General features: G+C 48.9%; 25 protein-coding genes. 18 read left to right on the top strand and 7 right to left on the bottom strand.

The annotated features are described in order from the left end of the window. Positions 1-35: 35 nt before the first annotated feature. Entirely contained in the window at positions 36-218 is a 183-nt protein-coding gene (locus tag EXY25_RS04765) for a hypothetical protein (protein ID WP_130565893.1), read from the bottom strand. Positions 219-569: 351 nt separating this feature from the next. Further along, entirely contained in the window at positions 570-1838 is a 1269-nt protein-coding gene (locus tag EXY25_RS04760; RefSeq protein WP_165419262.1) for an EAL domain-containing protein, read from the bottom strand. Between the two features lie 286 nt (positions 1839-2124). On the opposite strand from EXY25_RS04760, the gene EXY25_RS04755 reads away from it, so the two are divergent. Continuing rightward, positions 2125-2454, top strand: a complete 330-nt coding sequence (locus EXY25_RS04755) for a DUF1904 domain-containing protein (RefSeq protein ID WP_114337944.1) — start codon at positions 2125-2127, stop codon at positions 2452-2454. 92 nt (positions 2455-2546) lie between these two features. Here EXY25_RS04755 and EXY25_RS04750 read toward each other — a convergent pair whose 3' ends face one another. Beyond that, positions 2547-2969: a hypothetical protein gene (locus EXY25_RS04750; RefSeq protein ID WP_130565891.1), complete on the bottom strand. Its 423-nt coding sequence runs from the start codon at positions 2967-2969 to the stop codon at positions 2547-2549. Between the two features lie 305 nt (positions 2970-3274). Here EXY25_RS04750 and EXY25_RS04745 point away from each other — a divergent pair, with 305 nt between their 5' ends. The 11 genes from EXY25_RS04745 (at position 3275) to EXY25_RS04695 (ending at position 14601) form a co-directional block, all read left to right on the top strand. After that, positions 3275-4456: a thiamine pyrophosphate-dependent dehydrogenase E1 component subunit alpha gene (locus EXY25_RS04745; RefSeq protein ID WP_114337947.1), complete on the top strand. Its 1182-nt coding sequence runs from the start codon at positions 3275-3277 to the stop codon at positions 4454-4456. A 2-nt stretch (positions 4457-4458) separates the two neighbouring features. Continuing rightward, entirely contained in the window at positions 4459-5433 is a 975-nt protein-coding gene (locus tag EXY25_RS04740) for a transketolase C-terminal domain-containing protein (RefSeq protein ID WP_130565890.1), read from the top strand. 53 nt (positions 5434-5486) lie between these two features. Next, positions 5487-6725 carry a 2-oxo acid dehydrogenase subunit E2 gene (locus EXY25_RS04735; protein ID WP_130565889.1) on the top strand — a complete coding sequence of 413 codons (1239 nt, stop codon included), beginning with the start codon at positions 5487-5489 and terminating at the stop codon, positions 6723-6725. A 40-nt stretch (positions 6726-6765) separates the two neighbouring features. Continuing rightward, on the top strand, positions 6766-8562 hold the full coding sequence (locus EXY25_RS04730) for a protein kinase domain-containing protein (RefSeq protein WP_130565888.1): 1797 nt from the start codon (positions 6766-6768) through the stop codon (positions 8560-8562). A 92-nt stretch (positions 8563-8654) separates the two neighbouring features. Beyond that, a complete protein-coding gene (locus EXY25_RS04725; RefSeq protein WP_246019499.1) occupies positions 8655-9407 on the top strand; it encodes a tRNA-uridine aminocarboxypropyltransferase in 753 nt (250 codons plus the stop codon). Between the two features lie 77 nt (positions 9408-9484). Beyond that, positions 9485-9769: a peptidylprolyl isomerase PpiC gene (gene ppiC, locus EXY25_RS04720; RefSeq protein WP_114337952.1), complete on the top strand. Its 285-nt coding sequence runs from the start codon at positions 9485-9487 to the stop codon at positions 9767-9769. 136 nt (positions 9770-9905) lie between these two features. Beyond that, positions 9906-11459: an MltF family protein gene (locus tag EXY25_RS04715; RefSeq protein ID WP_114337953.1), complete on the top strand. Its 1554-nt coding sequence runs from the start codon at positions 9906-9908 to the stop codon at positions 11457-11459. 25 nt (positions 11460-11484) lie between these two features. Then, positions 11485-12321 (top strand): CvfB family protein, encoded by an 837-nt coding sequence (locus tag EXY25_RS04710; RefSeq protein ID WP_114337954.1) that lies wholly within the window; start codon positions 11485-11487, stop codon positions 12319-12321. Positions 12322-12385: 64 nt separating this feature from the next. Continuing rightward, the gene (locus EXY25_RS04705; RefSeq protein WP_114337955.1) at positions 12386-12919 is read left to right on the top strand and encodes a YaeQ family protein; all 534 of its coding nucleotides are present in this window, start codon (positions 12386-12388) and stop codon (positions 12917-12919) included. A gap of 123 nt (positions 12920-13042) precedes the next feature. After that, on the top strand, positions 13043-13990 hold the full coding sequence (locus tag EXY25_RS04700) for a histone deacetylase family protein (RefSeq protein WP_130565887.1): 948 nt from the start codon (positions 13043-13045) through the stop codon (positions 13988-13990). A 197-nt stretch (positions 13991-14187) separates the two neighbouring features. Further along, positions 14188-14601 (top strand): L,D-transpeptidase family protein, encoded by a 414-nt coding sequence (locus EXY25_RS04695; protein ID WP_246019498.1) that lies wholly within the window; start codon positions 14188-14190, stop codon positions 14599-14601. Positions 14602-14910: 309 nt separating this feature from the next. On the opposite strand, the gene EXY25_RS04690 is transcribed toward EXY25_RS04695, so the two are convergent. Continuing rightward, positions 14911-15498 carry a TetR/AcrR family transcriptional regulator gene (locus tag EXY25_RS04690; RefSeq protein WP_130565885.1) on the bottom strand — a complete coding sequence of 196 codons (588 nt, stop codon included), beginning with the start codon at positions 15496-15498 and terminating at the stop codon, positions 14911-14913. A gap of 113 nt (positions 15499-15611) precedes the next feature. Here EXY25_RS04690 and EXY25_RS04685 point away from each other — a divergent pair, with 113 nt between their 5' ends. The 6 genes from EXY25_RS04685 to EXY25_RS04660 all read left to right on the top strand — a co-directional run bounded on the left by EXY25_RS04685 (position 15612) and on the right by EXY25_RS04660 (position 21427). After that, positions 15612-16154 (top strand): carboxymuconolactone decarboxylase family protein, encoded by a 543-nt coding sequence (locus tag EXY25_RS04685; protein ID WP_130565884.1) that lies wholly within the window; start codon positions 15612-15614, stop codon positions 16152-16154. Positions 16155-16372: 218 nt separating this feature from the next. Continuing rightward, entirely contained in the window at positions 16373-17119 is a 747-nt protein-coding gene (locus EXY25_RS04680) for an OmpA family protein (RefSeq protein ID WP_165419261.1), read from the top strand. 181 nt (positions 17120-17300) lie between these two features. Continuing rightward, positions 17301-17945 (top strand): metal-dependent hydrolase, encoded by a 645-nt coding sequence (locus tag EXY25_RS04675; RefSeq protein ID WP_130565882.1) that lies wholly within the window; start codon positions 17301-17303, stop codon positions 17943-17945. Next, on the top strand, positions 17945-18382 hold the full coding sequence (locus tag EXY25_RS04670) for a VanZ family protein (RefSeq protein ID WP_246019497.1): 438 nt from the start codon (positions 17945-17947) through the stop codon (positions 18380-18382). The genes EXY25_RS04675 and EXY25_RS04670 overlap by 1 nt, the downstream gene beginning before the upstream one ends. Positions 18383-18503: 121 nt before the next feature. Further along, complete coding sequence (gene yccS / locus EXY25_RS04665; protein ID WP_207232104.1) at positions 18504-20711, top strand: YccS family putative transporter; 2208 nt, start codon at positions 18504-18506, stop codon at positions 20709-20711. Between the two features lie 176 nt (positions 20712-20887). Continuing rightward, on the top strand, positions 20888-21427 hold the full coding sequence (locus EXY25_RS04660) for a PEP-CTERM sorting domain-containing protein (protein ID WP_130565881.1): 540 nt from the start codon (positions 20888-20890) through the stop codon (positions 21425-21427). 98 nt (positions 21428-21525) lie between these two features. On the opposite strand, the gene EXY25_RS04655 is transcribed toward EXY25_RS04660, so the two are convergent. From EXY25_RS04655 to pdsR, 3 genes are all read right to left on the bottom strand, one after another. Continuing rightward, the gene (locus tag EXY25_RS04655) at positions 21526-23382 is read right to left on the bottom strand and encodes a GGDEF domain-containing protein (protein ID WP_130565880.1); all 1857 of its coding nucleotides are present in this window, start codon (positions 23380-23382) and stop codon (positions 21526-21528) included. A gap of 213 nt (positions 23383-23595) precedes the next feature. Further along, on the bottom strand, positions 23596-25719 hold the full coding sequence (locus tag EXY25_RS04650; RefSeq protein ID WP_130565879.1) for an ATP-binding protein: 2124 nt from the start codon (positions 25717-25719) through the stop codon (positions 23596-23598). Next, a complete protein-coding gene (gene pdsR / locus EXY25_RS04645) occupies positions 25716-26411 on the bottom strand; it encodes a proteobacterial dedicated sortase system response regulator (RefSeq protein WP_130565878.1) in 696 nt (231 codons plus the stop codon). The genes EXY25_RS04650 and pdsR overlap by 4 nt, the downstream gene beginning before the upstream one ends. Between the last annotated feature and the right edge of the window lie 66 nt (positions 26412-26477).

The following is a 26477-nucleotide window of genomic DNA, read 5'->3' as shown; positions in this document are numbered from 1 at the left end:
ACCCTGCTGCCCGCATTTGCATCAGGTTTTAAAGGTTATCCATAACCGTTACCCGACAAGCCACGCGTGGCAGACTTGACTACTTTTTGTATACGTGATGACAGCAGCACGGCGAAAACATTGAGCAGAAAAAATAGCGATTCTGCTGCTCTGTATTCGCTTGCTGTTTCTACGACTGGCTCACCAAACAATGCCTGATGAGCGAAAGTGGATCCCATGAGTCAGAGCGCACCTGTGTTAGGTCGACTGACTGCGTGCGAAGAGCCAAGCGAAAAGAGATGGCCTGACTAATAAGTGAGCTAAGTATGTACCTTATTAGAGGGGGGGGCGAATAAAATTTATTTACATTTGTAACCGTGCTTCGTTATTCGTTATTAAATAAAACAATGGGTTAGTTGTATTTGTGCTGTTTTTTTAGATCAAATAGCTCCCATCTATAAGATTATTCCTTATCAGCGACCAGCTTGCTTACCTTCTTCTTAACTCGCCAAGCACTATCGAGATAGCTTTCTTGCTATCACCACTAATAAGGTGACCTTCTCTGTGAGAAATCTTATCGGTTACTTGTGTTAAAAACCTGCCTTGTATCTGGCATTCTCTGCAAACAGGGTATGGTCATCAACATGCACATCCACCAGCAATATTTCGTTGGGGGTGATAAATATTCCAAAGGTCTTACAGAGTTTGAGGCTATTTGTGTCGCGATAGATGGGCGATACGACCATGCGTTGTTGCTTTATTCGCTGCAGGGCGATCAGTGTTGGGAAGTAGGGACGATGACTCCAATTATAGCCAATACACTCGTTGCAGGTTTCAATACCTGATTCTGTGACTTCAAAATTTGCTGAGCGTTGAGTCCCCCCTGAATCACAAAGGTAGTAGCGCGCTACGCCCAGTGCGCGAAGGCGTTCGGCATCGATAGTGGTTGGGCGATTTGCCATCACACTGCTGCGCAGGCGATAGACAGCATCTTTCACTTCAATGTTATGCATCATCGTATCCGACAGTCGGATCGTTTTGCGGGAAAGATATGTTTTACGCAGCGTCGACATCTGTTCGTGGCAGCTCTGCTTGGCTAGCAAACCCGGCGCGGCAGGTTGAAATAACCAGCCTTGCATATAGTGAGCACCACATTCTAAGCCAAAATGGAACTCATCCTCGCTTTCTACCCCTTCGCAAACGATGCGACTGCCAGCGCGTTGAGCCAGTGTGGTGACAGAGAGAGCAACGTCGGCATGGGCACCGCCTTTAGCGGCCTGTTTGAATAACTGCATATCTAATTTAATGATGTCAGGTTGCAGTTCGATGATGCGATCAACCTGTGATGCCCCAGCGCCAAAATCATCGATAGCGATCTTCATTCCTGCCTGATGGTAGGATTTTACCAACCGTTTTAACGCTTCAATATCTCCCCCTTGCTCTGTTATTTCAATAATCACACGGGATGGGTCAATACCTAGCTTTTCGACCATGGCGACGGTCATACTGGTGTGCTGGCTAGACAGATGTTGCAACCATTCGGGAGAGATATTGAGGGTGATAAATCCGGCGTCTGACTGCTGCGCAAACAGGGTTAACGCTTGTTGCCGAAGATAGCGGTCGATCGTTAGTTTATTGGGGAAGCTTACCGTTGGATCGCTAAATAGCGGCCCGGCACTGATCATCTGGCCATCTCTGTTTTTAGTGCGCGCTAATGCTTCGTAGCCCGCTATTTCACCGCTGGCGACATGGATAAAAGGTTGGTACCAAGGAAAAAAGTGCTCCGGATGGAGCTGATGCCATGGGTCAGCTTGATAAGCCGACGGGCTTAGGGAGTAATTAACGGCTGTGTTTGGCATAACGGCGGCTCCTGCTGATTTTTGCATCAACCATTCCTTGGTGAATTAGTGAAGTACAGGCAAGCCAATGCATAACGTATGCCACATGCCTTTAATATATACTTTGCAGTTATCATCCGATCCAGATCGATGTCCGCAGGAAAAGTGTGACAATAAGTCGATTAATAATTATCCAGAACTGAACCAGAATGAGCCAGTTGCACCACTCTCGCTCAGAAGGCTTCACTGATATATCCCCATTGGGATAGTGGTTTTTTTACCGATTTGAACACAAGAGGAGTTGTGCATGCCCCATCTAAGGTTTCGTGGCGTGAGTGAGCAAGCTATTCAGAATATGAGTCAAGCTTTGGTCGATGATCTTTCGCAGCTACTTGGCAGTGGCCGTGACCATTTCACATTGGAGTGCGTGTCGTCGAGTTTTATATTTGATGGTGACAAGGTTTCTCCTGAGCCAATGGTGGAGGTGCTTTGGTTTCCTCGACCACAGACGGTACAGGATCAGTTTGCTCATCTAGTTACGCAAGCGCTACGTGATCAGGGGGAGACGCAAGATATCGCGGTGTTTTTTCAAGTGCTATCAGCCGAAGCTTACTATGATAATGGCGAACATTATTGAGCTGTCTTAATCGCCGTTCTAGCTAAGAGAAAGGGTAAGACCAAACGCCGCTGCGCCAGCGGCGTTTTATTTGCCTTACGTAGGGCCGTTTACTAATGGCTCAGCGCAGAATCATGGGATGACTTTACTGGCTTAGTTTGAGTCGTCTGTTTGTGCTCTTTGCAGCAACCCGCTAAATGCAGCCATTCATCGCCATCAGCTAAAATCACAAATTGTTCACCACGTAGGGTTTTGATCTCTGCGGCAACGGTGACCTGTTTTTGAAAAATCGCCAAATAGATAGCCAACGGGATCCCCATGACGGTAAGAGCCAATACCAAGCTCATCATCATTTGTCGGTGGGTGCGGCGCTCATCTCTGCTGATGAGGCTCAGATGGCAAATGTCTTCAGGAATACGAATACGACGGTGGCATAAAAATCCATCACTCACCTCGATGGCAGTGGATTCTTTTGGCATGTTTCGGTTCGACATGTGACTCGCCAGACCGGTAAAGTCACCAGATACAATGTTCATAGGCGTCCCAGCCCTGTTTTTTTTCTACCCCCAGTATGGTTCATCAGCCAAGTAGCGGCTAATAAAAAGTGTAAAAAACTGATGCTTTTTTAATCTAACGCATTAACAGTTTTTTATGGTGCGGTCTATCCCATCATTAGTCGCTGGCCGCTATCTCATACAGCTTGTAAATCGCACCTTACAACACAGCGTCCTGCTATCCGGCCCTGGTTACATGACACTTTGCGCTGATGCCTTACATTTACGTAAAGGTAAACTTTGTTGTTAAGTGAGTGGCGCACTCACCAAGCAACCGTGGAGGTGGAATGACCGAGGCAGGATATACAACGGCCGCGCGCACCAGTGAATTTGCGTTTGTCGCTCAAGAATCGTTAGCGATACCTATGTTCAGTGTGCTGGCGCAAGATGGTACTGCCTGTTGTGGGGCGGATCTCTCCGTGGTGGAGCAGACGGTGGCATTAAGGATCTATCAAGCCATGTTGTTCACCCGTGTATTAGATGAGCGCATGGTGGCGGCTCAGCGGCAGGGACGGATCAGTTTCTATCTCACCTCTACAGGTGAGGAAGCCGCTAGCGTTGCCAGCGCCGCCGCGTTATCTGATCAGGACATGTTGATGGCGCAGTATCGTGAGCAGGGGGCGTTGGCTTTGCGTGGGTTCAGCAGTGAGCAGTTCATGAATCAACTGTTCAGCAACGAATTGGATCTTGGGAAGGGGCGGCAGATGCCTGTTCATTATGGCTGCAAAGCGTTGCACTACATGACCGTATCATCGCCGCTGGCCACGCAGATCCCGCAAGCGGTTGGCTACGCGTATGGCCAAAAGCTGGCTGCTGGTGAACATGTCACTCTTTGCTACTTCGGTGAGGGAGCTGCTTCTGAGGGCGACTTTCATGCGGCGCTAAATTTTGCTGCCGTATTGCGTGCCCCAGTGATCTTCTTTTGTCGTAATAATGGCTATGCCATCTCGACGCCAGCGGAAGAACAATACGCCGGTGACGGCATCGCCGCTCGGGGTGTCGGTTATGGCCTGCAGACTATACGTGTTGATGGTAATGATGCCTTAGCGGTTTATCTTGCAACGCAAAAAGCCCGTGCCTACGCCATAGAACATTGCGCTCCGGTGTTAATCGAGGCGATGAGTTATCGCCTGGGCGCTCACTCCACTTCTGACGACCCGTCTGGGTATCGCTCGAAAGATGAAGAACAAAAGTGGCGTGAATATGACCCGCTAGTTCGTCTGCGTGCCTGGCTATACCGCCAGCAATGGTGGAGCGAAGCAGAGGATAAGGCGTTAGATGAATCTCTGCGCGCTGAAATGTTAGCGGCGATGAAAGTGGCGGAGAAGATCCCAAAACCGAAACTGCGGGAACTAGTGACGGATGTTTACGATACCCCCAGTGTCGAATTGCGACGTCAGCAAGAGGATCTTGAGCAGCACCTGAAGCGTTATCCAGAGCATTATCCAAGAACAGCAGGGAGAGCATAACGATGCAGATGAACCTGCTGCAAGCAGTTAATAACGCCTTGGATCTGGCGATGGCGAGTCAGGCGAAAATGGTCTGTTTTGGCGAGGATGTGGGTCACTTCGGTGGGGTATTTCGCGCCACCAGTGGTTTACAGGAAAAATATGGCCGGGAGCGTTGCTTTAACACGCCGCTGTGCGAGCAGGGGATCATTGGCTTTGCTAATGGTTTGGCGGCGCAAGGCAGCGTGGCTGTCGCCGAGATCCAGTTCGGCGATTACATTTTCCCTGCATTTGACCAGATAGTGAATGAGTCGGCGAAGTTCCGCTATCGTTCCGGCAACGAGTTTAATGTTGGTGGCCTAACGATCCGTACCCCTTATGGTGGTGGTATTGCCGGTGGTTTGTATCACTCGCAATCACCGGAAGCCTATTTTACCCACACGCCGGGGTTGAAAGTGGTGGTGCCGCGAAACCCTTATCAGGCAAAAGGCCTGCTGCTGGCAGCGATCCGAGATCCCAACCCGGTGTTGTTTTTAGAGCCAAAACGGATCTATCGGGCATCGGTGGGGGAAGTGCCGGAAGGCGATTATGAGCTGCCGTTAGGTAAAGCCGAGTTGGTGCGGGAGGGCTCCGATGTGACTTTGCTGGCTTGGGGCGCGCAGATGGAAGCAATAGAAAAAGCCGCAGAATTGGCGCAAGCCGAAGGTATTAGTTGCGAAATTATCGACCTGCGCAGCTTGCAGCCGTGGGACGCAGATACTGTTTGCGACTCCGTCATAAAAACGGGTCGCTTGGTGGTGAATCATGAGGCTCCGCGGACCTCAGGTTTTGGCGCTGAGATTGTGGCGACCGTGCAGGAGCGCTGTTTTCTGCATCTGGAGTCGCCGATCACCCGAGTCACCGGTTTGGATACGCCTTTTCCTCTGGTTCATGAAGCTGAATATATGCCAGACCATTTAAAAACCTTTGAAGCGATTAAGCAGGCTGTCCGCTTCTAAATCTGACAACCCATAACAAAAAGAATAACGGATTTAAGGATTGAGGAAAGACGATGTTTAAAGAGTTTATGTTACCGGATCTGGGGGAAGGGATCGTTGAGTGTGAGCTGGTGGAATGGCTGGTGAAAGAGGGCGATTTGGTGGTCGAAGATCAGCCCATAGCCGATGTCATGACCGATAAAGCGCTGGTGCAGATCCCTGCGGTGCATCCGGGCTGTATCAGCAAACTGTATTACAAAGTAGGTGAACTGGCCCGTGTTGGTGCCCCGCTATTTGCCATCGAAATAGAGCAAGCCGTTGTTGCTGATTCGGTTGCCAATGCAGTTGAAGCGATAGCGACCGAAGTGGCTGAAAAGGTAGTTGAGACACCAGAGGCAGGCGCACTGATTGAGGTTTCTGAACCTCAGAGCGGTAAAGCGGTTGCCAGCCCAGCGGTGAGGCGAATGGCAAGGGAGTTAGGGGTTAATATTGCAGAGGTGCCAGGCTCCGGGGAGAAAGGACGGGTATATAAAGAGGATCTGTTTGCATATAGTGGCAACAGTTCAGTTTCGGCACTGCCGGGGCAACTGGCGCGGGTCACTGGCCAAGGCGAGAGCAGCCACAAAGAGCCTCTGCGTGGGGTACAGGCGGCGATGGCTAAGCAGATGAGCTTATCGGTTACCACCATTGCCCATTTCACTATGAGTGATCAGATTGATTTGACCGAACTCACAGCAATGAAACGAGCGTTGGCGGCGGAGATTGAGCAGCCCAAGCTAACCCTGATGCCATTTATGATAAAGGCATTGTCGGTGGCGCTGGCGGAATTCCCTATCCTAAATAGTCACTTACATGAAGAGCCGCAAGAAATAGAGTTCTTTCACCACCACCATATAGGGGTGGCCGTGGATACGCCGCAGGGTCTATTGGTGCCTGTGCTGCGTCATGTAGAAGACTCTTCCGTATTGTCTTTGGCTCATCAATTAAGTGAATTATTGGCCGATGCCAGAGCGGGTAAGCTATCGCGCGCTCAGCTCAGTGGCAGTACCTTTACGGTGTCGAATGTCGGTGCCATCGGAGGTACGACGGCAACACCTATCATCAATTATCCCGAGTCGGCGATCCTCGCTGTGGGACGCATTCAACGCCTGCCGAGGTTTGATGCCAACGATAAGGTGGTGGCGCGGCAGATCGCCGATATCAGTTGGTCAGCAGATCACCGGATTATCGATGGTGCAACTATGGCCAAGTTCAGTAACCGTTTCATTCAGTTACTACAGCAGCCCAGTAATTTGTTGATTAACTTGAGGTAATCTAAGCTGGAAAAGGGATCCCCTGCAGCAGTGAGCGGCGATGGCTGAATTCGCCCTTAAACATTTTTATATCGCTGAAGAGCAGTCTATTTATCTGCTCAGTCAAAATGATGCCCGAAAGCTCAAGCAGTGGGTGCAGCTGTGTATGCGGCAACTGGAGCAGCTTGGCTATCAGCAGATAAGCTTGATCGGTAAAGGTGCTTACGGCTTTGTTTTTGCTGGCACTAGCCGTGATGGCGCGCAGAAAGTGTTTAAATTCTCGCGTATCACCTTACCGGAAAGCGTGCAGGCTAGATTGGAAGATGAAGCCTACATGCAGCAGCAGGTCGTGCATCCTCAGGTGCCTCGCATGTTGGCGTTTGAGCGCGTCGGCAAGCAATCGATATTGATGATGCAGCGTGCGCCTGGTGAAGATTTGGAAAAGGTCTCTCTGCAGTTAGGACCTTTGCCAGCACGCTGGGTGCTGCAGATCGCTGCACAGCTGGTACAGATCTTAAACGCACTACGGCAGCTCCCCCGAACTCAGGTGCACGGTGATATCAAGCCCTCTAATATTGTGTTTGATCGTGATTCTGAAGCCATTAGCCTGATTGACTGGGGCTCATCGGTATTCGCCCAGTTAGAGTCCGATGGGCAGCCGGCGGTGACAGATGTGCAATCATTGATGTCTGGCGATGTTAATCATAGCAATGCTCGGTTGGGTGACGTTTATTTTATTGGCGCGGAGCAGCTCAACGGTGCGCTCTCCAGCCCACGTTTTGATGAACAGGGCGTGGCTTCGACCTTATATGCGCTGGCGTCGGGGCAGTCTTGTCGCTTTGGCCATCGTGCTATACCTGCGTCATCTTTAGGTTTACCGCAAGAGTTTGCCCGTACGCTCGATAACTTATTAGCCGATGACGAGGTACTTAAGCGTCAAGCGGGTGATTACCTTCTGCAGCATATGGAGCGTATGCGGCGCCACTATTTTGCTTCAGATACGTGGCTGATTGAGCCTCCATTAGTACCGGTATGGCTGCGTGAAAGCGATGAGGCCATCGACACTGTCGTATACAGCTCCCGTCGTTCGTTCTTGATGGCGGACGGTGATAATCGTGAATTGATGTACATGGATGATGTCCAGCTAGAGAAGTACTATAAAAACTACTTGGTTGGGATGGGAGAGATTGAAAAAGCTTTTATCGCAGCGGTTTCTCGGCTGGGACAATACCCGGTAGTGGGCGGGCTGGCTCTGCATTGGAATGAGGAGGGCGTCGCGATTGATGCCAGTTTGAACCTATATGATGAGCGCTATCAGCGGGCGTTCCATGCAGCCGTCAATACCATGGTTAAGTTAGCGCGGGCATTGTGTCATCAAGGCACGTTTAAAAGCTGTATGTTTAACGCCAGAAATACACTGCATATTGATCGCAATCACCCCAGCCACCCATTTGTGCCATTGCCAGGAACCAGCTTAGCTTTTGAGATCCAACCGGCCCCCCCAGTGAATGAACGCAATCGCCACTCCTATTTTGAGGATGGCCGCGATCCAGATGAACAGTTAACCCTGCCGGACGCCATTATTGAAGCGGTTGAGCAGCTTAATCAGATCCATCACACCGGCTGCATCATTTTTGAAAGCTTGGATACACATTTACGAATACATAGCTATTACATGCTACTTGAGCCGGAGAAAGCGGACGACTTTACTGACTTATTAGCAGCCATCATAGACGCAGTGCCTTTGATTAAAGGCACCGGTACTGCGGGTTATATGAAGTTGCCCTATAAAAACACCCGGCAGTTTGAGCGTCAGGAACAGCAAGCAGAGCGATTTTATCCTAAGGATCCGCGCTAGGATCTTCCGCGTTCGGCCCTGCAAAGATGAAATTAGCCTGCCAAACCTCTATGATGCCGCCCAAGTTTAGCTAAGCGGTTATCAGGTTCGTTTTGAGTAAACAGCCCATCAGAAAGAAGCATGCAATTCACCGATTGCATGACTATCGGAAGTCGTTAAGTTCGCGGCCTTTTCGCAGTCGTGGTTGCAGTGTGGTGCGTTGTGACTATTGTCGCCTCGCCGCCGATTTCTGCACCTGTGCTTCGGTGCCCGATACTGATTCTGATGCCAGTTTTGTGCTGTTGATGTACGACGATGAAGTGCTTAAACCGAGTAACACCGCCCGTTTGATCGCTGATCTTGTGCCTGACACTCACGCATTTTTGTGGCGCCGCACTGAAGTTGATCCGGCATTGATTGCTTTGCTGCAGCAACCGCAATGGCAACCGTTTGTCGTCTTTCCTGGCCATTATGCTGAACCTGAACGGCCAGTGCATGAACTGTTGCCGAGCTTGGCGAAGGGAAAGCGCCCGCTGTTTATTATGTTGGATGGTAGTTGGCGTGAAGCATGCAAAATGTTTCGTAAAAGCCCCTATCTGGATGGCTATCCATTGCTATCGTTCAGTCCAGAGCAAGCGTCCGGTTACCAGATCAGAAAAGCGGCGCACAGTAACCAGCTGGCTACCGCCGAAGTGGCTGCCAGAGTACTTGCGGCGGCCGGTGAGCCCCATAATGCTCAGCTGATGCAGCTCTGGTTCGAGCTGTTCAGTTACCGTTATCAACAAGCTGTACATCAAATAAATCAGGGTAGGGAAGACGCACTTGAGCGCTTAGATGAATACATAAATAGTACGGAAAGCCTATAGTGTTTAGTGGCTTACGCTGTACTGCTATGATAATGCCATGATGCCTTATTAAATAAATCTACGTTGGGAAATTAGCCATGCAATCTGCTCACGCTGTCCATATCCTTGTCAAAACCCAAAAAGAAGCTGCCGATCTTAAGCAACAACTTGCCAAAGGGGGCGACTTTGCCAAGCTGGCGAAGAAGCACTCACTCTGTCCATCGGGCAAAAAGGGAGGCGATTTGGGCGAATTCCGCCGCGGTGAGATGGTCAAGGCATTTGATGATGTGGTGTTTAAGCGCGCTATTTTGGAAGTTCATGGTCCAATCAAAACCCCTTTTGGTTATCACTTGATCAAGACGCTCTACCGTTCGGGTCGTTAGTTTTCTTCTAAATAGGGCGTGACCAGCGCCCTATTTTTCACCAATGCAACAAGCTATTTCTCGTTGGACTGTGCAAACTAAGCAATATATCAAGCACCTAGCATAAGCAACTAGGCTCAATATAGAGAAGCGTTGTATGACGGTTAGAAGCATTCTCTGGCGCGCGACAGCGTTGCTTTCCTTACTCTTGCTGCTCAATGGCTGTGAGCCATCAGATTCCCCTGAAAAAGCCGGTGCCTCGGCAGATCTGGCGATGGATGGTGATGATCTTTTACCCCTCAGTGAAGTTAAGCCGATTGATATCGCCGAGCTGGCCGATAATGCATTCAAGGAACTCTGGCCGCAGCTAACCGATGCACGTAGTGGTGATTTGGATGAACTGCTAACCCGTGGCGAAATCCGCATTTTGACCACGTTTTCGCTGGGTCAGTACTATATCGATAAAGGCACCCAGCGCGGTCTGACGTTTGAATCTATCCGTGAGATGGAAGCTTTTTTCAAAAAGAAGCTGGGCAAGAAAAAGACCCAACTACTTAAATTTACCATTATCCCGGTACGTCGTGATCAGTTGATCCCGTTCTTGATGGAGGGCTATGGCGACATCGCTTTTGCCAATCTGACCATTACTGAGCACAGGGAACAGGTCGTCGATTTTTCTCTGCCGTTCTCTTCCCGTGTCAGAGAGATGTTTGTCACACATAGCGGTGAACCGCCGTTAACTTCCCTTGATGAGCTGTCAGGTCGGGAGATCCATGTCCGTTTTAGTTCCAGTTACTACGAAAGTCTGGTGGCGTTAAACCGTGATTTTGAGCAGCGCCGAATGCCCTTAATCCGTATTGTTCCGGTTGACCCCCGGCTGGAAGATGAAGATGTATTGGAGTTGGTTAACGACGGCATTCTGCCTGCAACGGTGGCCGACGAGCATAAACTCGATCTGTGGCGTCGGGTATTTAAAGGCCTGCAGGTACATGACGATATCCCGGTACGTGAGGGGGGGAAAGTGGCACTCGCATTCAGGCAAGATAGTCCGAAGCTGAAAGCGGTGTTGGATGAGTTTGCCCATAGCCATCGGGTCGGGACACTGATCGCTAATACTTTGTTGAAGCGCTATTTCGGTAATACTAACTGGGTAAAAACCGCAGAAGAGCGAGATCCTTTTCGCGGGATCCACGGGCTAACAAAGTATTTTAAAACCTACGGTGAGCAATACGAGATCGACTGGTTGCTATTGGCTGCTTTCGCCTATCAAGAGAGCCATTTCAATACCAAGGCGCGCAGTGGGGCAGGTGCCGTCGGGGTGATGCAGATCTTGCCTAGAACCGCCAAAGCGATTGGCTTTCCTGACATCAGCGGTACTCAAAACAACATCCATGCGGGCACCAAGTACCTTGCTAGATTAAGAGATCACTACTTCGATGATGAAAACATTGAGCCATTTGAGAAACTACTGTTTACAATGGCGGGATATAACGCAGGGCCAACACGTATTAATCGCTTGCGCCGAGAGGCTGAGCAGCGCGGCTTAAATCCGAATCGCTGGTTTAACAACGTTGAGCTGGTGGTAGCTGCCAAAGTGGGCAGAGAGCCGGTCCGCTATGTCGGTAATATCTATCGTTATTACGTGGCCTATAAGCGTTCGGTATATGATCTGAATGCACGTATGCAAGCGATCCAGGCCGTGCAGGAATAGTTAAATTTTCTTTATTGAGTAAAACATGAGTGATGAATTAGGCCGTTATAACCGCCTTAAAGTGATTAAACGCGTTGATTTTGGCGTGTACTTAGAAACCCGCACCTTGGGCGAAGTTTTGCTGCCTGCGAAATATCTGGAGCGAGATATAAAAGTAGGTGATCAGGTCAATGTCTTCATCTACCTCGACTCCGAAGATGCACCTGTGGCAACTACCGAGAAGCCCAAAGCTCAGGTGGATGAATTTGCTTTTTTGAAAGTTGTAGACGCCGGTCGTCATGGTGCGTTTTTGGATTGGGGGCTGCAAAAAGATCTGTTGGTGCCTTTCTCTGAACAGCGCGAAACCATGGAAGTGGGCAAGAGCTATCTGGTGCGGATCTTTATCGACGATATTACCCACCGTATTGCCGCCAGTAGCAAGGTTGATCGTTTCCTCGACCGCTGGCCAGCTCAATATGAACATGGTCAGGAAGTCACATTGACCATCGCCAATCAAACTGAATTAGGCTACAAAGCGATTGTGAATCATAACCACTGGGGCGTGATTTACGCCAATGAGGTGTTTCGCCGCTTGCATTATGGCAGCACGATTAAGGGCTTTGTCCGCAAAGTTCGAGAAGATGGCAAGATTGACTTGATGCTACAAAAGTCGAGTCAGTCGCAGGTGAGTGGCCTTGAAGGCGACGTATTGGAACGGTTAAAGAACGCGGGTGGTTATCTGGCCGCCAGTGACAAGAGTTCGCCGGAGACCATTAAACGTATGTTTGGTGTCAGCAAGCGGGTGTTTAAGCAAACCATCGGCTCTCTCTATAAGCAGAAAAAAATCACGATAGAAGAGCAGGGCATACGCTTGGTCGAGTGATCGACCAAGCAATACCTGCCTCTCGCTTTATTTCCCCAGCCAAGTCGTTTATGCCGGAGTCTCCATGGCACTAAAAGCCACGATCTACAAAGCCAACCTAGAGGTGGCGGATATGGGTCGTCATCATTATCAAAACTACCCACTCACCATAGCGCAGCATCCGTCAGAAACCGCCCGAAGAACCATGGTGCGATTGCTGGCGTTTGCGCTGAATGCCAGTGATGAACTGCAGTTTACCCGTGGTCTTTGCGTGGACGATGAGCCTGAACTGTGGCTAAAAAGCCTTTCGGATGAGATCGAGTTGTGGATTGAACTGGGGCTGCCTGACGAAAAGCGGCTGAAAAAGGCCTGCCGCCGCGCTAAGAAAGTGATCCTGTATGCTTACGGCAGTGCTTTTTCGGTGTGGTGGCCAGAAAACAAAAACAAGTTGGGGATGCTGAAAAACCTCGAAGTACATTACCTACCTGAAGAGGCCAGTCAGGCGCTGGGCGAACTGCTGCAACGTAGCATGCAATTACAGTGCAGCATTGATGATGGCCAAGTGTGGATGAGCACCAATGAAAACAGCGCCATGATCGAGCCGGAGCAGCATCAGTAGGCTGAACTTGCAGCTACTAAATTAGCTGAAAATTGTTCTTTTTTTGCCGTTGTTTCAATTAGTGATCGTGCAATAATCTCGCACTTTCGCTATCAACAAGGAAGTTAATAAGGCGTAATCGGTATGGCGACTCCTCATATTGTTTATAGTGATCAACTAGATATCTCACTCGGTGGATTAGAGAAGCTACATCCGTTTGACGGACGTAAATTCTCTAAAGCCTGGGAGCAGATCACTAGCATATTAGGGGATAAATTGGATGGCTTCTGTCACTTGGTGACGTCACCGGTTACCGATAAATCCCTAAGCACTTTCCATACTGATTTCTATCTATCTTTGGTTGCAGATAAGCGTTATCTCGCACAAGTGGTGGAGATCCCCATTGTCAGGTGGTTGCCATCCAGTTGGGTGATGGGCGGGATCGTAAAACCAATGCGCTATGCCACTCAGGCGACGATTTTGGCGACTGAGTTAGCTTTAGAGGATGGCTTTGCCATTTCCCTTGCTGGTGGTTTTCATCATGCATCCAAAGAGAACGGTGAGGGCTTCTGTGCTTTTTCGGATATACCTGTTGCAGTCAATCTGTTGACACAAAGAGGTAAATTGAATGATGGCAGTCGGATTGCAATAGTTGATCTCGACGCTCATCAAGGCAATGGTTTTGAACATGCTTTTTATGAGGATGAGCGTGTTCGATTTTTTGATATGTATAACTGCGATATCTATCCAAAAGATCGATTCGCGGAAAAGCGCATCGACTATCCAGTAAAACTCGCTTCTAAGACCGCGGATGCGGAATATCTGTCTCAGCTCAAAGAGCACTTAGCAATATTTATTGAACGCTTCGGACCTTTTGATCTGATCTATTACAACGCTGGTACCGACATTTTGGCTGGCGATAAATTAGGTCAATTGTCGGTATCGTTTGACGGTATTCTTGAGCGTGACGCTTTTGTTCTCGATATTTGCCAAAAGGCGTCAAAGTCTACAGTGATGGTGACCAGTGGCGGTTATAGTGCGGACAGCTATAAGCTAATCGCTCAATCGGTAATTAATCAGTTTGAGTTGTAGTGCTTCGGGCATTTTCAGCTTAAGTGTTGTGATTTGCTAACTGGGCAAAACTTCGGGGGTTTTGCTTATAAGTTATCGGGGGTATGCTCCTGATAACTCTTCCGCTGATAGTTAATCTGATGAAACTCCTGTTATCTTTTCTTCTGTTTACCACAATATCTTTTTCGGCTTTGGCCGAGGTTGACTTGGTTCAGGTTGTGAAATCTGAGCGAAAAATGTATCTGTTTGATGGCTCTCGGCTCATCAGGGAGTTTGATGTCGCTCTCGGAGCCAACCCAAAAGGGCACAAACAACAAGAGGGTGATGAACGCACTCCCGAAGGTCGCTACCAGTTGGATTACATCAAAGAAGACTCCTCTTTTTATCGCGCCATGCATGTTAGCTACCCAAATGAGCTGGATAAACAGACGGCCAAGGAGAGGGGCGTGTCACCGGGCGGTTTGATCATGGTTCATGGCCAGCGGAACCGACTCGGCTGGTTATCTTTGCTGTCGCAACGTTTTAATTGGACCAATGGCTGCATTGCGATAACGAATGATGAAATGGATGAATTTCTAACGCTGGTACCCGTCGGTACAGTCATTGATATTTCATGGGAGCCCCTTCCTTGATAGTGTTTTCTTATCGGGAAATAGGATGGCTTTAGTTTCAAATAACAGGCATTGAATAAGTTCTACGACTTCAAGGGTGGTGCGTAATATGGTTTTAAAGACGGATCCCAAGGTCAATGAGGGAGTTAAGGATTTTAGCGTTGAATTAGTGAAAATCTTGTTTAGCTGCAACCGTTCCATAACTGAAAAGTATCACATGGTTCTTTTGCATATCGCCGAGAATAAGGTTTGGGCCTGCTATCTGGTGGCGCTAATATGCGTGCTGCTACTGTTAATCAGCTCTTTATTTTGAAAGCTACCAAAGCTGATTTAGGCGTTAAAAGGAGCGTTGGCAAACATCTCGTCGATCAGCTCAGCCATCGGAATACTGCTATCGTTCGCCCGCACATAAGTGCGTAATCCCATCAACTGGATCTGAATATAGCGCGCCAACTGTTCGGGATCTGCTGATTCACTGATCTCATTGTGTGCCTTCGCCGCTCTTATCACTTCTGCGAATTCGGCTTCCACATCACGCAGCAAACGTTTTGCTTCTGCCAGCAGGTCTGCGTTGGCATCAGTCAGTTCGGCGATGGTTTTTGCTAGCATACACATGCCACTGGGTGCGACTTGCTGGCTTTCAATCACGGCTATTTTAATGAACGCTTTCAGCGCGTTAATAGGTGAGGGGGCGGACTTACATGCTTGCAGTTGCTGCAAGCTCATCGCAGCGTAATGCTGTAGCGCTTCTTTAAACAACCCTTCTTTGCTGCCGAAGCAGGCATAAATACTGCCAGGGCGCATATCAATGACATCCTGCAGATTACGCATTGATGTTGCGTGGAAGCCTTTTTCCCAATAAAGGTTGGTGGCTTTTTCTACCACGGCTGCTCTGTCGTATTTAATGGTTTTTGCCATAGCGCATAGTCTTTAATTAGAACATACGTTCAATTTTAACTTGAACGACCGTTCAAAGCTAGCTATAGTGACCTCCAATAAGTCAACGTCACCCCCCGAATTGGAGCAGCAATATGAGTCATTTTAAGATTCACGATATCGAGTCAGCGCCAGAAGCCAGTAAGCCTTTGTTGGATAAATCACTTAAAGCGTTTGGTATGGTGCCTAACCTCCATGGTGTATTGGCCGAAGCGCCAGGCCTGTTACAGGCATATCAGCAACTGCATGAGCTGTTTGCGAACTCGTCGTTTGATACTGAAGAGCTGACGGTAGTCTGGCAAACCATCAATGTAGAGCACGGGTGTACCTACTGTGTGCCTGCACACACCGGGATTGCACATGGGATGAAAGTAGACCCTGCATTGACGGAAGCACTGCGTAACCGTGATGCGATGCCAACGGCGAAACTACAGGTGTTACATGATACGACACTGAGTGTGGTGCGTAACCGTGGCCATCTATCTGAAGAAGAGATGACAGCGTTTTTTGCTGCAGGCTATGGTCAACGTCAACTGCTTGAAATTGTATTGGGCTTATCGCAGAAGGTGATTAGCAATTACACCAATCATTTGGCAAAAACTCCCGTTGATAAAGTGTTTGAAAAATTTGCTTGGTAGAGTGCCGACACAGGAAGGCTGCTGGATAGCCTTCCTGTGACTACTCAGCTTTACCGAGACAAGTCTTAGTTACTCTCTGGCTAAGAATCTGTTTGCCATATTTCATCATAATTGTTCCGCACATTGCCTTTTTGTTACCCCGGCTCTGCCTTTTTGACGGCGTTAAATAAGCATCGAAAGCACTTACACAACTGATGCAAATTTATGGAGCCATTATCATGAAAAACACTACTTTGATCGCCGCTGCCCTGACTGCTGCTTTAACTTCTACAACAGCCATAGCACAAGACGCTGAACCACAGTACACCGAAGCTAAACAAGCGGGCACGATATTTACCACCACAGTGACGGGTCTTGCCGCTGGCGGTCCTATTGGTGCGTTTGCGGGCCTGTTGGCGGGTGCCTGGGTCAACTACAACATTGAAGAGGCCGATAATGCCGTGGTGTTGAGTAATGATCTGGAAACCGCACAAGCGCAGTTAAGCCAAACAGAATCTCTCCTCGCACAGCAGCGTCAGCAGTTGGTTGCGTTACAAGCTAACTTGGCACAAAGCGAAACACTGACAGCACAATACGCGCAGCAGATGCTTGATCAGTTACAACTGACGATGCTGTTTAAGACCAATAAGAGTGATTTGACTGACTCCGCGAAGAATCGTTTGTCGCTGCTGGCGCAATACCTGACTCGTAACCCTGAGATGCAGATCCGACTTGATGGCTATGCCGATCCCCGTGGTAATGCAGACTATAACTTGCAGCTTTCTCAAGCACGTATTGATGCTGTTGCTCAACAACTGTATGACGCTGGTGTAGCGCCAGAACGCATCACCAGTCAAAGTCACGGTGCGACACTGTCATCGGCAACCAAAGGCGACTATGACGCTTATGCTTTAGAGCGCATGGTAAGCATTGAGTTGACCAAGGGTGACAATGTTAGCGTGGCAAAAATGAACTACCGCAAGTAGCCCCCAGTTCCCCCCGCAGTCGCCTTTCTGGTGGAGCAGGTAGCCAATCTCTTTTGGTTGCCGGTGGCTAACAGCCTCCCAACTGTTGGCCACTTTTGCGGAAGCAACACTGCTTCCGCTTTTTTATTTCATCGGCAAGAACAACGCGTTTTTAACACGGTTAACGTTAAGGGATGGATCCATGTTTATTGCACATCTACCGGCCGGATATCTGTTGGCCAAGTTTTTTATCAGCAAAGCAGAAGTGAAACGCCGACTTGATAGCACTGTGTGTTCCAACAGTGGTGAACGCGCTGATAAGCTGCTGAGTTACTCGTCTTGGCGCCGATTGTTTTTCGCGGCAGCATTAATTGGCGCTATCGCTCCAGACCTTGATCTTGTTTGGTTCTATTTAGTCGATAATGGCAGTGTGCATCACCATGCTTATTGGACACATTACCCTTTGTTTTGGGGCGCTGCCTTGTGCCTTTGTGGTTTGTGGTGTCGATACTCTTCTACACCATTTGCAAGGGTGCTTGGCATTTTTGCCCTTTGCGGATTTATGCACTTAATATTGGACAGCGTGGCGGGGGATATCCGCTGGTTGGCGCCGATGAGTGATATGGGTTTTTCTCTGGTAACTATTCCTGCTAATTATCGCGTTTGGTGGTTTAATTTTTTGTTTCATTGGACGTTTCTGTTAGAGGTTGCCATTACAGCTATCGCGTTGGGCTGTTTTTTATTGTCCAGATTGAGCGCCTTTCAGGCGACAGCTGAACGGCACCAGCAACGCGCTCATCGCAACGCACTGGTTCCTTTGCCTACTGAGCAGGGGGGAGATAGCTAATGCGATTTAGGATGAATTCATTGGTCATCAACAAGCTGCTGTTTGTGTCGTTTCTCTGTTTCATCTGCTGGATCATCTATTTGGCGAATACTGGCGGCCATAGCCTGTTTTTCACTATGGTTCGAAGCTTTCCATACGGAGATAAAGTGGGGCATTTTGGCTTGTTTGGTATGCTTACTTTGCTGGCGAATATGGCAACAAAAAACGCGATGTTTACCCTTGCCAACATGCGATGCCTTTGGGCATCTGCTGTCATCGTTGTTTTAGTGACCTTGGAGGAGTTAAGCCAACACTTTTTATCTCATCGAAACCTGGATCTTTATGATTGGCTGGCGGATATGGCGGGGATCAGCTGTTTCTCGTTGTTGAATCTCTATGTGGCAAATAAGTTTCGCTGTGGAAAAGATGTCAACCCGACAAAGTTGAATAGGGAGTAGTCTTAAAATCGGAGAATCTTTAGTACAAAAAGGCCGTTAAAACCTATAGTTATTCGTACCTTTTCTGAAATCAAAGAATAGCGACCGGTAGGCGATTATTATCGCCGCCCCTGATGGCCTTTTGCTGAGGATCTCCATTATTAACAGCATTTCGCAGACATGGCACACCTGGTGGGCTAATGAGCGCTTTAATTACAGCCTGCGCACACTGATCTCCTTGCTTGGGGTCGTCATCCCTTGTTGGTATTTTCAGGCGATGGATGCGGTGACACCCATGGTGCTTGGGGTGATCGCTGCCGCGTTGTCGGAAACCGAAGATAGCTTTGGAGGCAAGTTACGCCAGACCACCATGATGCTGTTCTGCTTTGCTCTGGCGTCGTTCTCTATCGAGTACTTATTTGATCGGCCCTGGTTGTTCGCTGCAGGACTCTGCATCTCCAGTTTTGGTTTTATTATGTTGGGGGCGATTGGTGGGCGCTATGCCAGTATCGGTTTTGCGTCACTGTTGCTGGCGGTCTATACCATGCTGGGAGCACACCTTACGCAGGATCTGCTTAGCCAACCAGTATTGCTATTGTTGGCCGCAGGTTGGCACCGAGGACTGTCTTTAGCTTGGCATGCGTTATGGCCGAACCAATCGGTGCAGCAGGGATTGGCACGTGTCTACCGTAAGCTGAGAGTGTACTTGCAGTTGAAAGCTCGGCTGTTTGAACCTGTCAGCGGTTTCTCTTCCCATCAACGACGGTTGGATTTAGCGCGCTTTAATAGTGAGCTGGTGACCGAGCTTAACCAGACCAAGGATAACTTGCTTAATCGGGTGAGGCAGGGGAGATCAGGGCAAGCAGCTTATCGTTTTCTCAAACTCTATTTTGTTGCTCAAGATATTCATGAACGGGCGGCGTCTTCTCATTATCGCTACGATGAACTTGGTGAGACGTTTCGGCATTCCGATATTTTGTTTCGCTTTCAACTGTTAATAAATCGCCAAGCAGGTGCGTGCCGTAAGTTGGCGAAGGCGATCCTGAATCGCAAGCGTTACGAACATGATGTTGAAGTGACACAAGCACTCGATGATGCCAAGCAATCACTTAATTACCTGCGCAGTCAGATGAACCCAGAATGGCGCGTTCAGCTGGCATCATTAAAGTTTTTATTAAGAAACCTGTCGACGATTGAACATCAGTTAGCCAACTCGAACAACCCTGATGTTGAGACTGATAACGATATTAGCCTCAAGGATTATGAAGCACATACTCTCGGTGAGATGTGGCGTCGGTTGTGGGGCGCGATGACGCCAAAAGCGCAGGTATTTCGTCATGCGGTACGCTTGTCGCTGGCGCTCACACTGGGCTACGGCATAGTTCAGGGGTTAGGTTTAGAGCGCGGTTACTGGATCTTGCTAACCGTGCTGTTTGTTTGCCACCCGAACTTCAGTGCCACCCGTAAGCGGGTGAGTGAGCGAATGGCCGGCACCGTGGCTGGCTTGCTGATCGGTGTCCCCTTGCTTTACTTGTTTCCTGGACAAGAGGGGCAGCTGGTATTGATGTTGATATTTGGTGTTGCTTTCTTTGCGACTCGAACCCTGCATTATGGTGTGGCGACCACCTGTATAACCCTGTTGGTATTACTCTGTTTCAGCCAGCTGGGAGAGGGCTTTGCGGTCATATTGCCGCGTCTGGGAGACACTTTGGTGGGCTGTCTGATCGCAGCGTTGGCGGTTCGCTATATTCTGCCTGATTGGCAGTCGAGGCACCTGCTTGGAAAAATGGCAGCGGCAGTGGATGCCAACCGTGGTTATCTTAGTCAGGTGATCGCGCAATATCGGATCGGCAAACGGGACAACCTTGCTTATCGTAGCGCCCGCCGTGCAGCGCATAATCGTGATTCCGAGTTGTCGGCAGCTATTAGTAGTATGTTGAAAGAGCCGGGGCGTTTCCGGAAAGCGGAGAACGAGAGCTTTCGCATGTTGGTACTAAATCATGCCTTGCTCGGCTATATTTCGGCGTTGGGCGCGCACCGTAATCGTTTGGGTGATCACCAAGTACATCTGCTGGTAAATCAGGCTCATGATTCTATTTATGACCGTCTCGTGATTGTCAGCCAGATTTTAAGTCATACGGTTCAACTGCCTATCCAAGAGGTGGAAAGTGGTCTGGAGCTTAGATTAGGACGGTTACGAGATAGTGGTGATGATGTCACCAGCATGGTGTTACAGCAGTTATTTATGATCCATCGAATGCTGGATGAGATGACCCAGCTGGCGATGGAGATTGCGGGGTGTGATCAGCGTACCTCAACGGTAGATACGGCTGAGGTTAACGCTTCTTAAACTGACTGATTTTTTTACATGTCAGTCATGGTTATGTTTTATTGTTAAGTTTAAAAAATTGATTTATATCAATTTTTTATTTTTGGTCTGTTTTTTGCGTTTAATTAACACGGTTATTGTTTGGCTCAATGTTAGCCAAAAGCGTTGTTTTGATAGGCAAAGGAAAGGACTGAAATATGAATATGCTGAAAAGATATGTAAAAGCAGGATTGGCCGCGGCTGCCATTTTTTTCTCAGGCTCTAGCGTTGCTAGTGTGATCACGCCAGACGCGGGTTGGTACGGCTTCTGTTTCGGTGATGTGGGCAGTTCAGCCTATGAAGGCTGTCAAAATCAGGGTGTTGGTACTGTTGGTAACATCATTGAATTGACGCTAACTGATGCTGCTTGGTTGAAAGTGACTGATGGCTTCAATATCGGCGATATGTTCGATGTTTATGTCGATTCTGCTTTAGCATTCACTACATCGTTGCCTGGTCAAGGCACTGAGCTTGTTGATCCTGATGCTCTGTTTGCCAGTGGTTATTACAGTGCAGGTAGTATGCTGCTGGAAGCCGGTAGTTATGCTATTGAGATATTCACGGCTGCATCACCTTTTGGTGGCGGCGGTGCCTATGTTGAAGTTGAGTCAGCTGTTGCTGTGCCAGCGCCAGCGACCCTTGCTATTCTTGGTTTAGCCCTTGGCGGTCTTGGTTTTGCGAGACGCAGCAAGTCATAGTTAGTTCTTGCAAAAAAAGCCCTGCGCATTCGCGGGGCTTTTTTTTGTCTATTTCTTTTGGCGCGGCAATTCGATGATCCTTAGCGCTGACTCTCGTTTTAATCTGTGTTGGAGGCGACAGACTGGTTACGCCCCTTAGCTTTGGCGATATACATCGCTTTGTCGGCATTGCTTAACAGACTTTCCAGTGATTCTTTCCCATCAAAATCTGCATAACCTAAGGATGCGGTTATGGTTTCATTTAATAGTTCGATATGAATAGACTCGATAGCTTGCCTGACCCTTTCTACTAACCCCTGAGCTTGCCGCTTATCGACTTTCGGCAAAAGGATAATAAACTCTTCTCCTCCATAGCGAGCGACATGATCAACAACTCGGGCGCTGGCAGTCAGCTGACTGGCTATGGCTTTAAGGACTTTGTCGCCCATGCTATGACCATACTTGTCATTGATGGCTTTGAAGTGATCGACATCGAGCAGTACAACAGTGAATGTTTCATGGTAGCGTACCGCACGCTCCCATTCCTGCTGAAGTAACTCCAGAATATGCCGGCGATTGGCAATGCCAGTCAATTCATCTGTGCGTGCTGCCAGAGCTTGCAGCTTTCTTGCTCGACGGTTAATGACGAGCTGCCAGGTTAAAATAGTAGCGATAATAAGCAGGGCGAGGATAAGTAATCTGAACTGCTCTCTATGGGCGGCTGCTTGCTCCAACTTCGCTTCTTTAACTTCATTTTGAGCTTGAAGCAGTTGGTTCTGTTGAACTTGGATCTGTGCGTTAAATTTGGCTTCCATGGCGGCGACTTCACGGTTCAGATCTTTATCAAAAATCATTGCGTTTAGTTCGAAACGCTTTTTCAAATGTAAGTAGGCGTCGCGGTAGGCTTGCTCGTTGTAGGCTAGTTCAGCCAGTAATTCATAACTGACCTCTTGTCCTGATAGGGTATTGTTCCGTGTATAGATCTCTGCGGCTTGTTGGGCGAAAGGGATCGCCTCTTTTGTTCTCTCCATGCCGTGAAGGTATTGCGCTTTATTTAATAAGGACTTTGCGATCCCTTCTGTATCGTCATATTCAAGAAACACCTCATGTGCTGACGTCGCGGCTTGCAGGGCGGCTTCAAAGTCCCCTTGCTTAGATTCAATTTTGGCGATCTGCATATCTGCGTAAGCGACGCCGAGCTTGTCATCTCCTTTAACTGACAAGGCACGAGCTTTGTTGGCGAATGTCAGCGCTTGCTCTAAGCGATCCATGTTGACGAGGGTGTTGGCAATATTATAAACGGCGATGGACTGCCCAATGATGTCACCTTGCTGGCTCAGTTCTTCATCAACCAGATGGTAGTATTGCAGCGCTCGATCGTATTGCTTCATATAGCCATAGGTGTTACCCATGGCGTTCATCAGTTGCAGGCGAAAGTGCTTATCGTCTTCGCCACTTTGTTCAAACAGCTCAAAGGCGCGGGCGACATCTTCAATACTTTTTGCGTATTTCCCCTGATAACTGAAAAGTTGCCCTCGGGAGGAGTAAACCCACGCACTTTGCAGCTTTAAATCGTGTTGTTCGGCAATCGATATGAGTTTGTTGTAGATAGATAGCGCCTGCTCGATCTTTCCTCGTCTTTCTAATGATCGTGCGTAGCAGCTTTCGATCTGTACGTGATAGCTTTCGTTACCAGGCTTTTGGATATCCAGTTCAGCGCTTTGGTAGATAGCTGTCACACGGTCGTAATTACTCATTACCATGAAGGCAATGCACTGTTTGGCCAGCACTTGTAGACGAGTTTCGTCATCTAAAGGCCGTGCCAGATAGGCGTCAGCTTGTTGTATCGCTAATTGCGGATCGGTTTCGACAAGCAGTTTCAGCTGCTCAATATCTGGTTTTGCATCCGTTGCGTAGGTCGCACTGCTGACCACGGCAATCAGTAGCGTTAGCATGGTGAGCAGGTATCGAAGCATGGGTGAACCTAATGTTAGCCTACATGATGCAAATAGATTTGGGTTGCACGGAAACGTCGCGGGAGATCAAACTTTATCCATTGCGTTCCGCTTATCGCCCACTATTTTCATGCTGTATTTTACACTTTCTGTGCTGATTGTCTGTTCCGCTGAGAACAGACAATCAGATAAGTCGCGCATTAACTTTCGGCTATGCCAATGCTTCAGTGTAGGTTAGTGGGGCAAAGAGATAGCAAATCTGACGCCGCTGTTATCAGACAAGTTCTCCGCATTTGCTTTACCTTGATGATGTTCCACTATCAGCCGAACAATATGTAAGCCTAAACCTAAGTGAGTGCTGTCGTCTGCGGCTTTTTTGTCTCGCATGCTCACCATATTGTCGAATAGCTGATGTTGCATCTTTTTGGGTAGCAGAGGCCCTTTGTTCTCGACGCAGATAAGAATTGATTTTTCAGTGCGTTGAAGCGTAATGAGTATCTCACTCTCTATCGGTGCAAAGCCGACCGCATTGTCGACGATCTTATCCATCATCTGGACGATAAGCTCGGGGGATATCAGTGCCACTAAGGGGGGATTATCTGTTTGCAGATTGATCTTATGGTTCTGATAAATATCGTTATATGCTGCTGTTAACTCTGTGAACATGATCGCCAGATCTAATTTTTCCATCTCAGCGTCACCGTGGCTAATGCTTTCTTCTAAACGGCTGGCTTCACTCATTGCCGTTAATAAGTGGCTAAGCCGGTTAGCGCCCTCTTTAGCGCGCAGTTGGTACATCTGACGATCGCTTTCATCTGTGCTCTTAGTCGCCCGTTCATCGGCTTGCAGTGTCAGGTTGTCCAACGATGAGTGCACTACCGCCAATGGTGTTCTTAACTCATGGGAAAGTTTTCTCGATAAGGTTTGTAAATAGTCAGTGTATTGCTGGACGCGCTCTAACAGTTCGCCATAACTGCGGCTGAGATCACCGATCTCATCGTTGGCACGACTGATCTGGAAGGCCCGCGTTTTCGAGTCGCCGTTGAATTGACCATTGCTGTCGAAAACCTGCTGGGTGGCTTGATTGAGCTTTCTAATTCGCCAGCTGAGCCAACTGGCATAGCCAAACAGGCCGCTGGCACCGATGAGCAGCGCTAGACTGCTAGCTAAGAAGAGCCGACCGAACGCTCGATCTGTCAGCGATAGATAGCTTTCGCTGCTTTGCTCTAATACCAGGACGCCCGCGGTCACTCCTTTTGGTGAGGGGATTGGTAGCGCGACGCTCAGCAGACTGCGATCTTGTTGGTTGGACTGTTGATACCAGCCTTTGGTTATATGGCCATCTTGGGCTTGAGAGAGATCACTGGTTTGCCATTGGCCAAATAGTGATGATTCGTTTTTTGGTGGCATTGGAGGGCGTTGTAGTATGGCTCGATATAGTGCCCGCAGTGCGCCGTGGCTTGGCGCAGAACCACTCGCCTGATAGCCACTAAGATCGATTTCTCCAGCTGTTGCCCGTTGCCATCCTTGGTTATCAACAACACGCATTTCTAATCCAGCGTGGGTAAACAGCTCTAATGCCTGGGTTAGTCTATTGTCTGTGGTGATCAGTCGTGGCGGGAGTGACTGAGCGCTGAACTCATAGTGACTTAGATGCTGTTGCTCCGATGCTAATGGTGATGCATTTACCAGATAGAGCCCTAATCTGCCGTTGACGAGTGATAACGGCATAGATAGCTCGATATTGTAACCTTTGCTGGTATCTAACCAATATCCGGCAATCTCTCTTTGGTAGCGAGTTCGGTTGCCTTGTTGGTAGCGCGCAATCATCTCGCCGGGAGCGCTGGCTGCGAGCAGATAGTCACGGCCATGACCGTTGCGGATCACCAGGTGATCACCGTTATTTGCTGTACCGCGGGTAGGATCAAAATACAGCCGTTGACGATCTTCAACTTCTAACAGCATATAAAGGCGATCTTTGCGGGTAAATAGCCTCAGGTTGGCGGCAAAATCATCATGTTGCAGGCGTCTGACGGGCATGCTCTGCCATTCGTCAGGATAGCCATCCATGATGATCCGCCAAGGTCGTTCAGGTGCAAACAGGGAAGGGTGTTCAGTTTGTTTCTTAACGGGCTCAGCGTCGCTCTCTAAAACTGTGCTTTCGTGTTGGTAGGTTGGCGTATCTAATTGCCAGTCTTGTTGCGCTAATAGTGCCACCACGGCCTGGCCTGTGGCTTCTAATGCCTGCAGCTGGCCGGCTCTCAATGCGGACTCGGTCTCTTTCACGTATTGGCAGCCTGCCCACGGGAGGGCCAACATAAACAGACTGGCCACCAGCAATTGGCGTTTTAACTTCATGACGCCGTGCGCCAGCGGTAGCCCATGCCATATGCGGTTTCTATGGCATCAAAGGAGGGGTCAATCTGCTGGAATTTCTTGCGGATCCGTTTGATATGGGAGGTGATGGTATTGTTGTCGAGTACCACATTAGCGGCATCCATTAGCTGCTGACGATTGCGAACATGGCCGGGATGCTTTGCCAATGCATGGGTGATCCAGAACTCGGTCAGCGTTAGGTCGATCATTTGGGTTTGCCACAATACGGTCATCCGTTCGCTGTCGATATTTAGATCGCCACGAACTAATTGGGCGTCGGGTTGAGTCGGCTTCTGCAAGGCATCGATGCGGCGAAACAGGGCAACGATACGAGCGAGCATATGCGGCAAGCTGATATCTTTGGTCAGGTAGTCATCAGCACCTAAACGCAGGCCGGAGATCACGTCCAGCTCGCTGTCGCGGGCAGTGAGAAAGACAATGGGGAGTGCGGGTGCCAAGCTGCGCAGATCACGGCAAAGATCAAAGCCGCCTTCTATCTCTTCTCCTAGACCAACATCGATGATCGCGAGATCTGGTAGACGTTGACGAAATGCGTCTAATGCTGACAGTCGGTCGCTGTATATTTTGACTTGATAGCCCATGCGTTCCAGCGCATCCCGATAGTTTTCTGCTATCGCAATTTCATCTTCTACGATAGCGATTTGGCGACCCATGCAACGACTCCCATGCTTGTTGATTGGCTCTATTAAACCAGAATTCCGTGTGAACCCAAGAGGTTG

This window comes from Corallincola spongiicola, from assembly GCF_004284785.1.
Classification (GTDB): domain Bacteria; phylum Pseudomonadota; class Gammaproteobacteria; order Enterobacterales; family Neiellaceae; genus Corallincola; species Corallincola holothuriorum.
This window is presented reverse-complemented; position numbering and strand designations above follow the sequence as displayed.